The 14,454-nt window shown below is 49.1% G+C and carries 11 protein-coding genes and 2 tRNA genes; 9 read left to right on the forward strand and 4 right to left on the reverse strand.

The window, feature by feature from the left end:
- Positions 1-112: 112 nt before the first annotated feature.
- Both ACTRXD_RS19525 and ACTRXD_RS19530 read right to left on the reverse strand, forming a co-directional pair.
- Positions 113-1,975 carry an ABC-F family ATP-binding cassette domain-containing protein gene (locus tag ACTRXD_RS19525; protein WP_442433460.1) on the reverse strand — a complete coding sequence of 621 codons (1,863 nt, stop codon included), beginning with the start codon at positions 1,973-1,975 and terminating at the stop codon, positions 113-115.
- A gap of 85 nt (positions 1,976-2,060) precedes the next feature.
- Positions 2,061-2,136, reverse strand: a tRNA-Ala gene (locus ACTRXD_RS19530).
- 184 nt (positions 2,137-2,320) lie between these two features.
- On the opposite strand from ACTRXD_RS19530, the gene ACTRXD_RS19535 reads away from it, so the two are divergent.
- From ACTRXD_RS19535 to ACTRXD_RS19545, 3 genes are all read left to right on the forward strand, one after another.
- Positions 2,321-3,628 (forward strand): adenylosuccinate synthase, encoded by a 1,308-nt coding sequence (locus tag ACTRXD_RS19535; protein ID WP_442433461.1) that lies wholly within the window; start codon positions 2,321-2,323, stop codon positions 3,626-3,628.
- Positions 3,629-3,704: 76 nt separating this feature from the next.
- Positions 3,705-3,780, forward strand: a tRNA-Lys gene (locus ACTRXD_RS19540).
- Positions 3,781-4,314: 534 nt separating this feature from the next.
- Positions 4,315-5,019, forward strand: a complete 705-nt coding sequence (locus ACTRXD_RS19545; protein ID WP_442433462.1) for a hypothetical protein — start codon at positions 4,315-4,317, stop codon at positions 5,017-5,019.
- A 382-nt stretch (positions 5,020-5,401) separates the two neighbouring features.
- On the opposite strand, the gene ACTRXD_RS19550 is transcribed toward ACTRXD_RS19545, so the two are convergent.
- A complete protein-coding gene (locus ACTRXD_RS19550; protein ID WP_442433463.1) occupies positions 5,402-6,970 on the reverse strand; it encodes an HDOD domain-containing protein in 1,569 nt (522 codons plus the stop codon).
- 183 nt (positions 6,971-7,153) lie between these two features.
- On the opposite strand from ACTRXD_RS19550, the gene ACTRXD_RS19555 reads away from it, so the two are divergent.
- Positions 7,154-7,915: an SWIM zinc finger family protein gene (locus ACTRXD_RS19555; protein ID WP_442433464.1), complete on the forward strand. Its 762-nt coding sequence runs from the start codon at positions 7,154-7,156 to the stop codon at positions 7,913-7,915.
- A 158-nt stretch (positions 7,916-8,073) separates the two neighbouring features.
- Here ACTRXD_RS19555 and ACTRXD_RS19560 read toward each other — a convergent pair whose 3' ends face one another.
- Entirely contained in the window at positions 8,074-9,003 is a 930-nt protein-coding gene (locus ACTRXD_RS19560; protein WP_442433465.1) for a P-loop NTPase, read from the reverse strand.
- 260 nt (positions 9,004-9,263) lie between these two features.
- On the opposite strand from ACTRXD_RS19560, the gene rimP reads away from it, so the two are divergent.
- The 5 genes from rimP (at position 9,264) to rbfA (ending at position 14,416) form a co-directional block, all read left to right on the forward strand.
- On the forward strand, positions 9,264-9,743 hold the full coding sequence (gene rimP, locus ACTRXD_RS19565; RefSeq protein WP_442433466.1) for a ribosome maturation factor RimP: 480 nt from the start codon (positions 9,264-9,266) through the stop codon (positions 9,741-9,743).
- Positions 9,744-9,814: 71 nt separating this feature from the next.
- Positions 9,815-11,023 (forward strand): transcription termination factor NusA, encoded by a 1,209-nt coding sequence (gene nusA, locus ACTRXD_RS19570; protein WP_442433467.1) that lies wholly within the window; start codon positions 9,815-9,817, stop codon positions 11,021-11,023.
- 28 nt (positions 11,024-11,051) lie between these two features.
- Positions 11,052-13,661, forward strand: coding sequence for a translation initiation factor IF-2 (gene infB, locus ACTRXD_RS19575; protein ID WP_442433468.1), 2,610 nt, complete (start codon positions 11,052-11,054; stop codon positions 13,659-13,661).
- 25 nt (positions 13,662-13,686) lie between these two features.
- Positions 13,687-13,974, forward strand: a complete 288-nt coding sequence (locus ACTRXD_RS19580) for a DUF503 domain-containing protein (RefSeq protein ID WP_442433469.1) — start codon at positions 13,687-13,689, stop codon at positions 13,972-13,974.
- A 22-nt stretch (positions 13,975-13,996) separates the two neighbouring features.
- Positions 13,997-14,416, forward strand: a complete 420-nt coding sequence (gene rbfA, locus ACTRXD_RS19585) for a 30S ribosome-binding factor RbfA (RefSeq protein WP_442433470.1) — start codon at positions 13,997-13,999, stop codon at positions 14,414-14,416.
- Positions 14,417-14,454: the final 38 nt, after the last annotated feature.

Consider the following 14,454-nt stretch of genomic DNA (forward strand, 5'->3'; position numbering starts at 1 on the left):
CGTTTCTATAGTTTTTATCCTTATGGATTATAGCATGCAGCGAGTCTGAAGCCTTGGGCTCTTTTTCGGGTGGAGTGGTTTTTTGTGCGGGATAAAACAGAAATGTGTGGTATTAGGAGATTTGGGATTGTTGTTTTTCGAGTTGGGCGCTGAGATCGCCCCATTTGTGCGTGAGGCGGTCCAGGTCGTGTCCCCATTGTTCGCGTTCGTGGTGGAGGGCATTCCAGCGGGAGTAGTCTTGATAGGTGGTCGGGTCGGCGAGTTCCACGTCCCGAGCTTTGATCTGTTCTTCGAGCTGACCAATTTCTTTTTCCAGCGTGGCGACCTGCTTTTCCAGGCGGGCGATGCTTTTTGAGAGGTCTCGTCGCGATGGAGCGTCAGGAGTGGCGACGGCGGTCTTGGCTTTCCCATTTGTGAGGTGCTCGGTGGTGGGTTTTTCTTTGTGGGGTTTCTCTTTTTTCTTCGATTTTTTCTTGTCGGGTGTGGCTTCCGGCGGAATCTGATCTTCCAATTCTTTGGCCCGTTTCCAGCAATAGTATTCATAGTCGCCGATGTAATCGCGGGCTTGTCCATCGTCGATTTCTACAACGCGCGTGGCGACCCGCATGAGGAATGTGGGGTCGTGCGAGATAAACACCATGGTTCCGGGAAATTGGAGCAGTGCGTCCGTTAACATATCCACGGATGTGGGATCCAAGTGGTTGGTCGGCTCATCTAAGAGCAGGGTGTTGGCCGGCTCGACTAACATGCGGGCTAAAGCGACTCGATTGCGTTCCCCGCCGCTCAAGGCTTTGATGGGTTTTTTCTGATCATCACCGGAGAATAAAAACGCGCCGGCCAATCCTCTTAAAAAATTTCGTTCAGTCAGGGGCGCGGCTTCTTCCAGTGAATCCAATATGGAATGTTCAGGTTTGAGGATTTCTGCCTGGTGCTGAGCAAAATAGTGGAGAGTGACCCCGTGACCCAAGATTCTGGACCCTTTTTCGAATTCCAAGGCTCCAGCCAGGATTTTAAGAAGTGTAGATTTTCCAGCCCCGTTTTCCCCGACCAAGGCCACGCGTTGTCCCCGTTCGACCGAAAAATCCAAGCTATCATAGATGATTTTTTCGCCATAGCGTTTCCCGATATCCCGTAGTTCAAACACGTCTTTTCCACTGGCCGGCGGGTCCGGGAATTTAAATCGCAACCGTTTCGTGTCCCGTTGCAATTCAATGCGTTTCACTTTTTCAAGTTGTTTGATCCGGGATTGCACCTGACTGGCTTTGTTGGCCTGGTATCGGAATCGGTCGACAAAGTTTTGGACACGTGCAATTTCTTTGAATTGTCGATTGGCAGCCGCCTCTTCCTGGGCGTCACGCTCTGCCCGGAGTTTTTGAAACCGCGTATAATTCCCCCGGTATTCCTGCAAAGTATGGTTTCGGACTTCCCAAATATGGGTGACCATGTTGTCTAAAAAGCCAATGTCATGGCTGATAATCAACAGTGTGAAATTCGAAGAGAGTAAAAATGATTCCAGCCAACGCTGCGTGGGTTTGTCGAGATGGTTGGTCGGCTCGTCCAGCATGAGGACGTCGGGGGCTGACAGCAATAAGTGGGCTAAGGCCACCCGCATGCGATACCCACCGGAGAGGGTGTCAATCTTGCGGTCCCAATCAGACTCTTGAAATCCCAATCCGGCAAGAATCCGCTTGGCTTCGTGATCGGGAAATTGATTCCGGTGTGTGGCATCGAGAATAGTATTTCCCGTCAAAGACTCCAGTTCCTGTGGCAAATAGCCAAGGCGAAGAAAAGGACGTTGTCGAATCTTTCCGCTTTCTATCTCCTCCTCATTGAGGATCATGCGCATCAGTGAGGTTTTCCCTGACCCATTCGGACCAACGAGTCCCACACGGGTGTTGGGTTTGAGGTGTGCCGAAGCCTTAATGAACAGGGGCTTCGTGGGGTAGCTCTTTGAGATTTGTTCAATATGCAGCATGCGGAAACACCATCCAAATTGTGAGATGAAAACCGAGTCAAAACCCCTTTGTCATGGTCAAAAAGACGGAAAGGAGGGATGAAATTGGTGGAGCTGGCCGGGATTGAACCGGCGACCTCGTGAATGCCATTCACGCGCGCTCCCAACTGCGCTACAGCCCCACAACGAAAATGATGCTATCACGCGACCTCGGTTCGGTCAAGAAAATCAGAGGTCATAAGGGTCTGGCTCCCTCGTTGACAAATTATGCGTTGAGACCTACGATTCATCCTTGGAGCTCTGGCTAACCCGCTGGCCGAGTTTTTTTTTGTCCCGTGCTCTTGTCTTGTGCGTGTGGAGGAAGCTATGGCCGCATTGGTTGTTGTCGGCTCCCAATGGGGAGATGAAGGAAAAGGAAAAATTGTGGACCTTCTGGCCAAGGATGCGGATGTCATTGTCCGCTATCAGGGAGGTTCCAATGCCGGCCATACGGTTATTACCAATAAAGGCACCTTTATTTTTCATTTGATTCCTTCGGGTATTCTCTATCGGGGGAAGGTATGCGCGCTGGGGAACGGAGTCGCCATTGATCCGGCTGGATTGATCGAGGAGTTGGATCGTTTGACTTCCAAGGGGATTCCGGTTGGAAAACGATTTCTTATTAGTAATCGGGCCCATGTCATCATGCCCTATCATAAGGCTATTGATAAGGCGGAAGAGCAGGCGAAAGGGGCTCGCCGAATCGGGACGACGGGCCGAGGCATTGGGCCGGCGTATGTCGATAAAATGGCGCGAGTCGGCATTCGCATGGGAGATTTGCTGAATCCGGATGTGTTGCAACAAAAGATCCGGGAGAATCTGGTAGAAATTAATGCATTCTTAGAGCGCATTTATAAAGTAGATGGTTTTACGGTTGAGAAGGTTTTTAAAGATTATCAAGCCTATGGTGAGCGACTTCGTCCGCATATTACCGATGTTGCGTTGGTCCTAGACCGGGCCTTTGAGCGAGGGAAACGTGTTTTGTTTGAAGGGGCACAAGGGACCCATTTGGATGTCGATTTTGGGACGTATCCCTACGTCACCTCTTCAAGTTCCTGCTCGGGTGGGGCGTGCACCGGCAGTGGGGTCGGTCCCACTACCATAACGGGAGTCTTAGGTGTCACGAAAGCCTATACGACTCGAGTGGGCGGAGGTCCGTTTCCGACAGAATTGACTGATGAAATGGGTCAGCAACTCATGCAGCGTGGGAACGAATATGGCTCAACAACAGGTCGAGCCCGCCGGTGTGGCTGGTTGGATATGGTGTTATTGCGTTATGCCGTTCGAATTAACGGACTGACTTCATTGGCCATTACTAAGTTGGATGTGCTGGATGGCTGCAAAGAATTGAAAATTTGTACCGGATACCGATATCAGGGGAAACTCCACAAGGAAATGCCCGGTGATTTACAAGTTTTGGCCGGGTGTGAACCGGTGTATGAACGATGGAAAGGGTGGACAGTCGACACGTCGGGTTTAAAGTCGCATCGAAGTCTACCGCCTGCTGCTAAACGGTATTTGGCCAGAATTGAGGAACTAACCGGGTGTCGCATTGATATGATCTCGACCGGTTCCAAGCGGGAAGATACCATTGTCGTGAGAAATCCAATGAATCGTTCCCGTAAAGGCTCATGAGGAAAACGCATCTTTATGTCTTTCTCTGCTGTAAGTTTGACAACAACAGAATCCATTGTTAGCATCGCGACCCGGTGAGCCGCTAGCTCAGTTGGTAGAGCATCGCCCTTTTAAGGCGAGGGTCGTGCGTTCGAGCCGCACGCGGCTCACCATATAACAAGAGGTTATTCCTCTTGCTTGTTTCCTTCCTGTGAGAGAGACAGGGTTTGTTTTCACGCTTCCCTTCAAAATGTTTCCCCAGAGGGTGTTAGATTTTCCAAAAAATCCTTCGCGGGGTTGCGCTCAGGTGACCTCCTCTTTGGCTCATCTTAAAGAATTTTGGGTTTCTCCTCTTGATTTGCTTTTCTACCCCCTGGACTGAATAATATTTTGAGACGAATGAGCCCATTCCCTTAGTGTCATACATACAATTGGTAAACGAATATCATTTGTGCTCGATTTGGGTAGTGAAAAGTGAGAGATTTGTCGGAGGGGAAGACATGGCCTTTCATATGGCGTCTGTGGGGCCACTTTTTACCTTACACGATTGAAGTTATAAGACGTAACATTCTCAAATTTCCAGCACTTAGAGGATGTGGTGAAGACATGATCAATTTCAAGTCTTCCTGCCGGTTACCTATTCTTGTGGGATCGCTCCCTTCACATGTTTATTTTTTTGTATGCCAGGCTCCATGAAATGAAATTCCATGACAAAAGTCATACATAGCATGGGGTATGCTACGCCCCTTGTCATTGTTCTTGGGCTTCTACTGATTTACGTAATGGCACCAGAATTCTATTTGTCCTACATCCTGGAAGAAGTTCACCGCGAACAAGGCGCAGTGGAGATTGTGACATTCTGGTCCGCACTCATAGGCGGAGGCATGTTGTTGGCGTCTAGCTGGACATTCTGGAAAAGCGGAAATCAGCTGGCGGCTGGTGTGATCGGAGCGGTTTCCGGCGCTTCAATTCTTTTTGCCGGAGAAGAAATTGGTTGGGGGCAGATCCATTTTGGGTGGGAAACTCCCCTCTGGTGGAGTACGCGTTTTGGTGGATCAACTGACCTCCATAGCAGCCGGTTTCCTGTTCGCACATTGGCAGCGATATTTCTGTTTGTGATATTTTTTTTGTTACCCCTTGTCTGGAAGTTTCAACACCCTCTTCGGTTGCCGGAAAATTTAAAACCGGCTATCCCGGAAGGGCCGGTCATTTTCACCATTGCGTTTGCCACCCTCTATCGGGAACTCAAGGGTATGTATTTTTGGCTAACGCCGTTGGGCTACCGAGATCGTTTTTATGAAGAATTTTTGTGGGGTCTGAATGAACACAAAGAAATGTTGATTGCCATCGCCATGCTTCTGTATGCCCTCTACCGTCTGCCCCATCTTAAACAGATTCGTTCTCCATTGTGAGTCATTAGACCATAGCCTTTGGTCCTGATCTTCTCCTTGTCTCCCGGCATGAACAGCTTTCTGGCTCTCATCAGTTCAGGGTGGAATGGTGAAGGTACAATTCTTGTGGTTTTTTATTGCGTGCTATGCAAGAAGGGAGTGTTGAATAATAAAGATTTTCAAGGGAAAATTTGCCCAGGATTAGATTTCTCATCAAATGCTCCGGGTCGGTTCAAAAAAGTCCGTCCAGCAAGGCCGCAGCCGTTTTTACGCGCGGAGCGTACGCTGAGTCAGTGAGCACGGAAAAATGGCGAGAACGCCGCTGGCGGCTTTTTTCAACAGACCCAAGAACGACGCTGAGGAGCTTTTGTGCCTCAGAACATCAGATTGTGACGTCTAGTACTTAGTGGTGTTGAGTTAATCGAGCCAGGTTAGCGTTGGTTTGGGACAACACTAAGGCAAAGGCGGCAAAATCCGTGTCGGTCAAGGGATGCCCTGTAGAATACCTATCCACCAGGATGACCCCGATAGGCCTGTTGGGCGCATATAAGGTTCCGGCAAACCCGGGTTGGTCGCCCCAGTATTTTAAAAAGGCGGTTGGCATACCTCCGGATTCTCCTTCTTTGGCCAAGGAAGAATATTGAATAGGGTGAAACCTATGGAGGAGTCGATCCCAGAAGTTTCCATGGGAAAGAGGGCAATGAAACGCTGGTTGGATGGTTTCCACATGCGGACCATAACCGATTTTGGCCTGGAGCATATCTTTTCCTGGTATGACCAATGCGAGCCAGACCCGTTCAAATCCATAGGAAGCATGGAGACTTCGGGTGACAAATGTAAGCAGCGAAGAGGGTTCGGAAATTTTCATGGACTGAATAGTGAAATCCAGCAACGGCTTATCGGAGGCCGGAGAGGGCTGGAGAGAAGAGGATGCTTGCTGAGCCGATGTTGCTGATTCTTTGGAAAGAATCCCTTCGGGGTCTAGAACCTGATGGATCGTTTGAGTGAGTCGATGTAAATGTTGATTGTGAAGACATAGGCCATTGGCCTCGGATGCGGGAAGAAAGTGCTGTCGGTCAATGTTGATGGCCGAGGCGATTTCTGATGCTTGGCTAAAGGCTTTGGACACGGTATGTTCCAATTGGATCATGGAGAGGCCAAAAGGGGGAAGAAACTGTTCGATCAGGGCTTGAAGGACCTCTCCCTGTCCGATAACCAATGGGTTCAGGAGGCAATAACTCAATTCGTTAGCGGCTCGAACAATACCTTCCATGATCTGTTGATCTGCTTCTGGATGGGATTTAGGCCAGACGGGCTTTTTCTCCAATAGCTGAACCAGGGTGTCTGGCAGATTCCAATGCTTGGCCATGGCGGCAGCGATGACATGCAGCGGTCTTCCTAAAAGAGTGAGTTCGGCTTTTGGGATACTGGCTGGATCCTCCCGGCGTATGACTTCTAGTTGTTCGGCGACGTCGGGGCGACAGAGGGCGAGGATGAGGTCTCCCAGTGAATAGAGCATGGCATTGGTAAATAACGATCCCGTCTCCCTGTAATTGATGGCTTTTCCTAGTTCCTGTGCCTGGGTCCCGGCGACCAGAGCGCGTGCCAGTAGGTGTTTCAGATTGGTGGTATCGGACCCAAAGGTATCGGCCTGTTCAATTAATTGGGCCGAGACCACCATGACCCGAATGACGTCAAAACCGATAAGGGCCACCGCATAGGTTGGGGTTTTGACTGGTGTGCGGGTATGATAGGCAGGGCTATTTGCGATTTTAATGACATTGGCCATCATGGCTTGATCACGCATGATGATTTCTCCAATATCGCTGGCATTTGAGCGTTTATCCTGAGTAAGATTTAGGACTTGGATGCAACTTTGCCTGAGGATAGGCAATGTTTCCGGGGCTTCGGCGAGCAGACTTTCCAGAAAGGAAGCAGGGGGCGTGTGGCCGGTGAAGGTGGCGGGTTTCATGATGGCACGTCCGGCAGGGTAGAGTGCCAGGCGGTAATTCAAGGACGTGGTAGTTTTAGGTCATGGATGGAACTTGGTAATTGGCTCTAAGGTTAATTCTCGGTAATATTTTCCGAAACATTAAACCGTCCTCACCTTTTGGGATGGGCGGCCGGGCTCATTTTTTTATTGGGTGTTATCTGTATGAGAAATAGAATTTCCTGTTCGGCTCAGGAGCTGAGCCAATTAGATGCTGACATGATTCAATCCGTGGTTGGGGGAACGGTCTTCGAAGAAGGCCATCAATATTTTTCCACCCAACGAGTCAAAATCCTTGATGCGGACCAGACCCAAATCACGGCCGAGGTCCATGGCGTCTATGGCGTGTATACGCAAACTATTAAGTTGCGAGCGGGGACCTTGTCGACCAAATGTTCCTGTCCATCGACTGAGCAACCTTTTTGTCGCCATTGTGTGGCGGTGTTACTGCATCAATTCCATAACGGTTCACCACTCAAGCCGGGTGCCAAGGAAAATCATAAAGACCCGGCTCCTCCTTCCGATCTGCGGGGACGGGCCGAAGCACCCCATGCGGAGGAATCCGGGGGTGCAGGTGATTTGAATTTTTGGGAAGCCATCCTCTTTATCGATTGGGTACAGAAAGCCGTTGGACTTTTAGGTAAGGAGGCCACCCTCCCTCCAGTTCCTGGTTCGCTCGGCGGTGTTGCTCGAGAATGGGTAGGTGTGGTTGAACGCCTTAATTCACAATGCCTGGAAGGAGAGGAAGATCGACTTGATGCGTTGAGGAGCCTGCAATCAGCCGAAGGTATGGTTGATACCCTCACGAAGAAATTGGGTGTTTTAAAGGAGGAAGCTGAGGCGGCTCAAAAGAATTGCAGGGTGTTAGAGAAAAAAGTCAAACAATTGCAAGATTCATTGGCAGAACTCTCAAAGACATCAAACTAGGTCGGGTGATTTGCGGCAGGTCTCGTGCGAAATGTGACTTTTTAAGTCTAGACCAAGATTAGTGAGCGTGAGGGCAGTCTTCCGATCCTTTTCATATGGGAAGAGCCGACGGATTTTTTCCAAAAAAAAATAGGGCAGGACGTTAGTCAATCATTCATTTATGCTCGGATCTTTCTGGGCTCTTCCATCCGGCCAATTGATCCAGCTGTTCGCCCCACCATCTCAAGGACATTGTCGGCAATTTGGTTCAGCGCGATGGTCGCTGGGGATGTGGGGGCCAGTTCTACTACTGGAAGATATTTTAAAATGGATTGTTGCACGTGCATGTCTTCCGGGATATTCCCTAAGATAGAGAGTTCGGTTCCAACATATTGTTTAAGAAGATGTTGTAAGTGGAGAGTATTGACCCTGGATTTGGGAGTCATGCGATTTAAGATGAGGGCCGGTTGAAACCTTTTTAGGGCTTCTTGAGCAATCCCCACACCTGATTCGTTCGTTTTTCCAACGGCTTCCAGGACTGCTGTGACACTATGGAAGTCATTGTCCAGAAGGGCATCAGCCACTGGGTCGCGGGCTAAGAAAGCCGTAAGGACCTTTCGAATGGCGGCAAGTTTAATGAAACGATACAGATCTAAGACCGAAGTCGGGTCAGGAGTGGCCACAGCCAGGTAATAGTCCGCGAGGAGAAAGAAGTCCAGTGCGTGATAACTGGTGCCCGCGCCGACGTCAACCAGAATGATATCTGCATCCAGCTTCTGTAAGTGCCGGATAAGGCGTTTTTTTTTGGCATGTTGCACGTTTGCGGTAATCAGGGTTTCCCCGGTACCCGAAATGAGCTTCAGGGAAGAGAGGCTGGGAATAGGGTGGGCGATCTCATTTAAATTAGTGCGAGTGTTTGTCAAAAAATCTGTGAGAGTGGATGGGGGATGGAACATCCCGAACAAGATGTGGAGATTAGCTCCCCCAATGTCCATGTCGACCAAAGTAACGCGAAGTCCCTTTTTGGCGAGGAGGAGTCCAAGGTTGCTAACGACCATGCTTTTCCCAACTCCGCCCTTACCTGAGGCCACTGAAACTATACAAGGCATCGGTTTTAATCCTCTCTGATTGATTTCACTTGAAAGTGAGTACAACCCTACTCAGAAATAGCCTATCATAGGGTCTGTCTTATGCCCATGGACCGCGACTCCACGGGTGATGGGAGTGTTCAGGGATTTAGGGAGATGTAGTGAATCGGGTAAGCTCTTGCCTTTAAAAATGGAAAGTGCTAGGTTATTTTCGAGTAGAGTGGGCGTGAGCCCACTTTTTTTTGGTCTTGGTTTGTGGCCGCTCGTAGTGAGGAATTGTGGTGGCCTTTTCGGCTGACAATCTTGAGCAAGTGATTCGCCAAGTGGGCGAGCCTATTGCTCGAGCCTTAGGAGTGGATATCTTCGAGGTTCAGTGCACCGGGAGACCCGCCAACCTTTTGGTTCGATTGACTCTTGATAAAAAGGGGGGAGTTGGAATTGAAGATTGTGAACAATTCCATCAATCCCTGCGTCGAACCTGGGAGGTTCTTCATCCAGAGCAAGCCGCGTATCGGTTTGAAGTTTCTTCGCCTGGTCTAGATCGACCGCTCCGAGATCTAAAAGATTATGAACGAGTGGTGGGCGAACGACTTCGAGTCACTCTGAAAACCTCGATCAACAAACAATCAGTTGTCCTGGGGCAATTGATTACTGTTACAGACATGGGGATTCATTTGATGGATCACAAAAGCAAGAATTCTCAGGAAGTGATTGTGCCCTGGGAAGATATTGCCAAAGCGAGATTAGAGGTTTCGTTCTAATAGTTTTACTGGATGCGCACTAACCGCCCATGTCCGTTTGAACCGCTTATCGTGCCTTGCGAGGGATACATATGAAAAGTGAACTCATGTTGGTCATTGATCAAATCGGTCGGGAGAAAGGAATTGATAAGGCCAAAGTCATTTTGGCCTTGGAGTCAGCGCTTCTCACGGCCGCGAAGAAACGATTTGGGCATGGTGAAAATATTCAAGTCGACATTGATACGGAAACCGGCGAAATTTCTATCGTGAAGAAAAAGACGATTGCTGAGAACGTGCTGGATTCTAAAACAGAGATTTCATTGGAAGATGCCAGAAAAATTGATGATGAAGCCGAAATGGGAGACGAAATTGGCTCACTCATTGATTTGGAAGAATTTGGGCGAATAGCTGCACAGGCCGCGAAGCAGGTCATCTGCCAAAAAGTTCGAGAGGCTGAATGGGAATCGATTGAACGGGAATATTCCAAAAAAGAAGGGGAGTTAGTTCATGGGGTAATTTTGGGCCAGGAGCGTCGAAATTACCTGGTCGACATTGGAAAAACAGAGGCCCTTCTCCCCATTCAGGAGCAAATCCCACGGGAAGCTCATAGACGGGGAGATCGAGTGCGGGCTTTGCTGCTAGAAGTTCGACGAACTCCAAAGGACGTGCAAGTGATCCTTTCCCGAGCGCATCCTCAATTCGTGGTGAAATTGTTTGGTCTGGAAGTGCCTGAAATTACCGAGAAAATCGTTGAAATCAAAGGGGTGGTACGTGAGCCTGGTGACCGGACGAAGATTTCAGTGGCTTCGCGGGATAAGGCAGTCGATCCGGTTGGCGCATGCGTTGGCGTCAAAGGTTCACGGGTCCAGGCGATTGTTCGGGAACTGCATGGCGAAAAAATAGATATCATTCCATGGACAAATGATCCTCGGGTTTTTATCGGGGAAGCCCTGAACCCTGCCTCCATTGAAAAAGTAGGGATTGACGAACAAAAAAAATCAGCCTTGGTGGTGGTGGCCGATTCTCAGCTCTCTTTGGCCATCGGGAAAAATGGGCAAAACGTCCGATTAGCAGCAAAATTGACAGGTTGGAAGATTGATATCATTAGCTCCACAGAATACGAAAAGCAAAAGCTTGAACGAGACCAGGAGATTAAAGCAGCTTTGGCTGAAGAGGCTGCTCAAATTACGGAAGAGCCGGCGGCGGACAACGCCAAGGAAATTGAAAGATCCTCACAAGAGGAAATCGTGGAGAATCCAGCGGTGGCACCAACAGAGTCAGGGCAGAGCTCGGGATCGTAAGGATACGGCTTCACAGTAAAGGACGTGCATGAGAGTTCATGAGATAGCCAAAAAAATTGGGATGGAGAGCCGTTTGCTTATTCCTGAATTGGTGCGACTTGGCATTCAGGTTAGTTCCCATAGTAATACCGTGGAAGACAATATGGCCAAATGGGCGATGAATATTATTCTTGGTAAAATTCCTGAAACAACGCCCAAACCTGGGGAATCATCCGTTTCAGGGCCTGTTGGTGTAAAAAGCTCTGAGGGGGGGCGCCTACTGAAAAAAGAATCGTCGACTTCCGGAAGACATCGGTCTGAGGCAATGGCCGAAGAACCTAAGAAAGCCGAAAAAAAGCATATACTGATTAAGAAGAAAAAAACGGAAGAAGAAATCCTGGAAGAGATGGGCGAATTGTCTCAAGTCGGCGAAGGTGAAGTAGAAGAGTTACCGGTCGTCCAGGAGGAGTCAGAGGCTCCATTGGAGATGGGTCCTGTATTGACTCAAAGTTCCGGGGTATCCCCTATAGAATCTCATCAGGAGGTCCCCGACGTATCGCCCACTGAATCGGGAGGGCTTCATGATGTTGTGGCCCCACCACCTGTTCTTGATGAGAAAAGTGTCGCAACCCCTCCCTCTATTAAGTCTCCTGAAAAAGAGAGGAAAGGCGAAGGAAAGCCCGACAAGAAAGCTGCGGTTATTTCGCGAGAGGTTCCAATAGAGGAAAAAGGCAAAAAAATTAAAAAAGTTGCGCGTGTCAAAGACGAAGATCTCTTCGCCGCACGGTTTGAGGATGCTGCGGTCTGGCAAGATCTTCGACCATTACCAACGTTGCGACGTGAGGAACGTACCCGTCAGGTTCAACAGCCTTCGGTGGGTGAAGTCACCAAACCCCGGAAAAAAGTTATGAAGGTCACTGCTGGGATATCCGTGAAAGATTTTGCCGAAGTGATCGGACAAAAACCCACGGAAATTATTCGGAAATTAATGGATTTAAATATTGCAAAAACCCTCAATCAACCCATGGATTTAGAAGCTGGAGTGCTCATCGCGGAGGGCTATGGCCTTGTAGTTGAAGCGGTGGCTGCAAAGGGAGGTGAAGCCCTTTTGGATGAGGTGCTTGAGGGAGGGGAGCAAGGAAAGTTAGAACCTCGTGCGCCTGTGGTGACGGTCATGGGACATGTCGATCATGGAAAAACCTCGTTGTTGGATGCCATTCGGCAGACCCAGGTGACCGATCAAGAGGCGGGAGGGATTACTCAGCACATCGGGGCGTCATTTGTGAAGGCTGGTGAACGTGGCGTGACGTTCTTAGATACCCCAGGCCATGAAGCCTTTACGGCCATGCGGGCTCGTGGGGCTCAGGTTACGGATATTGTAGTCTTGGTTGTGGCTGCAGACGATGGGCCGATGCCTCAGACCATTGAAGCTATCAATCATGCGCAAGCGGCCAATGTGCCGATTATTGTGGCCGTGAATAAAATGGATAAACCGGGGGCTAATCCTGATCGGGTCAAGCAAAGTTTAGCCGAGCATGGCTTGCAACCTGAAGCATGGGGAGGCCAAACCATTTTTGTTGAAGTATCGGCAAAGCAAAACAAGGGATTAGACCAGTTGCTTGATATGTTGTTGCTTCAAGCAGAAATTATGGAATTGAAAGGCGATTCTACCTGTTCCGCTCGAGGGATTGTCTTGGAGGCGAAATTGGATAAGGGGCGTGGGCCTGTTGCCACGGTGTTAATTCAAGCCGGAACCTTACGAATCGGGGATTCGTTTGTCGTGGGGTCAGTGAGCGGCCGGGTGCGAGGATTAACATCGGACAAAGGTGAGCGCTTGAAGGAAGCTGGGCCATCGATACCAATTGAAGTCATTGGCTTATTGGGGGTTCCTGAAGCCGGGGATCAGCTGGTCGTGGTGAAGGATGAGCGGGCTGCGAGGGAAATTGCCCAGGCCAGGCAGCAAAAGCAAAAAGATTTAGGGCTCGCATCCACGTCCAGAAGAACCCTAGAGGAGCTTTATGCAGAATCTAAAGATGGGGAAATTAAGGAATTGCCATTACTGATCAAGGCTGATGTGCAAGGATCGGTGGGGGCGTTAGGCGATGCACTTCTGAAGATTTCTACCGACGCGGTAAAGCTTAAGATCATTCATAGTGGAGTAGGTGGTATCAACGAAACAGATGTGTTATTAGCGGCTGCTTCAAAAGCGATTATCATTGGATTCCATGTTCGTCCGGATTCGAAGGCGGCTGCTATTGCAGAACGGGAAGGTGTGGAAATTCGGTTGTATACCATCATTTATAATATACTTGATGATATTCGTTCGGCTGCAGAGGGGCTTCTGGCTCCAACAATCAAGGAGCGAGTGATGGGGCATGCGGAGGTTCGGCAACTATTTAACGTTCCGAAAATGGGCACCATTGCCGGCTGTTATGTGAATGATGGGTTGATATCCCGTTCGAATACCAAAGTGAGAGTTGTTCGTGATCAGGTGATGGTCTATGAAGGAAAAATTGGATCATTAAGGCGGTTTAAGGATGATGCACGGGAAGTTCAGCAGGGCTATGAATGCGGAATTGGAGTTGAGAATTTTAATGATTTAAAAATCGGTGATGTGTTAGAGGCCTACGTTTTGGAAGAGGAGGCCACAAAATTATAATGCTGTATGGATAAGGTGATGCTGAATGGGGATGATCGTGGGGTTGTGCACGCTCGAACTCCATATCCCTGATGTCCAATCGTTAAAAGGGAAGCGTCAGGTCCTCTCAAGCTTAATTTCCCGATTGCGAAATCGATTTAATGTTTCCGTTGCTGAAATTGATGAACAAGACATTTGGCAAAAAGCCATTTTGGGGGTGGTGTGTGTGGCGAATGACACGGGAAGGGTCAATCAAGTTTTAGACCAAGTCCTCAACTTTATACGATCAAATCCCTCCCTCGAGATTTTACGATCCCAGATTGAAGTCTTGTAAGCTCCAATTATTTTTTCACGTCATGGCAAAAATTAATAGTAGTCGGGCAACGCGGGTTGCCGATCAGATCCGGATGGAAGTGGCAGAGATTCTTTCCAGAAAAACGAAAGATCCACGTATCCAATTCGTGACCGTGACAGGTGTGAAGATGACGGCTGATCTCAAAATTGCTCGGATATATGTGACCACTTTGGATCAAGCCCATTTTGATCAGGTGACGGGTCCCGGTCTAAAAAGCGCAGTGGGGTTTGTTCGAACCGAATTGGGACGACGATTGAATTTGCGCTATACGCCGGAATTAGTCTTTTATCGTGATACGAGTGCAGAGTATGGGAATAGAATTGAAAAGTTATTGGATGGCCTTCACCAAGAATCTGGGGATTCCGGGGAAACTGAGGCATCCTCCTCTTTCCCCAATAAGAGTGAAAGTATAGAGGGGTAATGGCACCAGTGGCGTCTTGCATCGACCATAACTCGGGG

This window comes from Nitrospira sp. T9, from assembly GCF_052156535.1.
Classification (GTDB): domain Bacteria; phylum Nitrospirota; class Nitrospiria; order Nitrospirales; family UBA8639; genus Nitrospira_E.

Excerpts from the sequence above, each read along its gene's own strand:
- ACTRXD_RS19560 (WP_442433465.1), bottom strand. The coding sequence starts at position 9,003 with ATGCCTTGTATAGTTTCAGTGGCCTCAGGTAAGGGCGGAGTTGGGAAA.
- ACTRXD_RS19535 (WP_442433461.1), top strand. The coding sequence starts at position 2,321 with ATGGCCGCATTGGTTGTTGTCGGCTCCCAATGGGGAGATGAAGGAAAA.
- ACTRXD_RS19545 (WP_442433462.1), top strand. The coding sequence starts at position 4,315 with ATGACAAAAGTCATACATAGCATGGGGTATGCTACGCCCCTTGTCATT.
- ACTRXD_RS19555 (WP_442433464.1), top strand. The coding sequence starts at position 7,154 with ATGAGAAATAGAATTTCCTGTTCGGCTCAGGAGCTGAGCCAATTAGAT.
- rbfA (WP_442433470.1), top strand. The coding sequence starts at position 13,997 with ATGGCAAAAATTAATAGTAGTCGGGCAACGCGGGTTGCCGATCAGATC.
- nusA (WP_442433467.1), top strand. The coding sequence starts at position 9,815 with ATGAAAAGTGAACTCATGTTGGTCATTGATCAAATCGGTCGGGAGAAA.
- ACTRXD_RS19550 (WP_442433463.1), bottom strand. The coding sequence starts at position 6,970 with ATGAAACCCGCCACCTTCACCGGCCACACGCCCCCTGCTTCCTTTCTG.
- ACTRXD_RS19580 (WP_442433469.1), top strand. The coding sequence starts at position 13,687 with ATGGGGATGATCGTGGGGTTGTGCACGCTCGAACTCCATATCCCTGAT.
- ACTRXD_RS19525 (WP_442433460.1), bottom strand. The coding sequence starts at position 1,975 with ATGCTGCATATTGAACAAATCTCAAAGAGCTACCCCACGAAGCCCCTG.
- infB (WP_442433468.1), top strand. The coding sequence starts at position 11,052 with ATGAGAGTTCATGAGATAGCCAAAAAAATTGGGATGGAGAGCCGTTTG.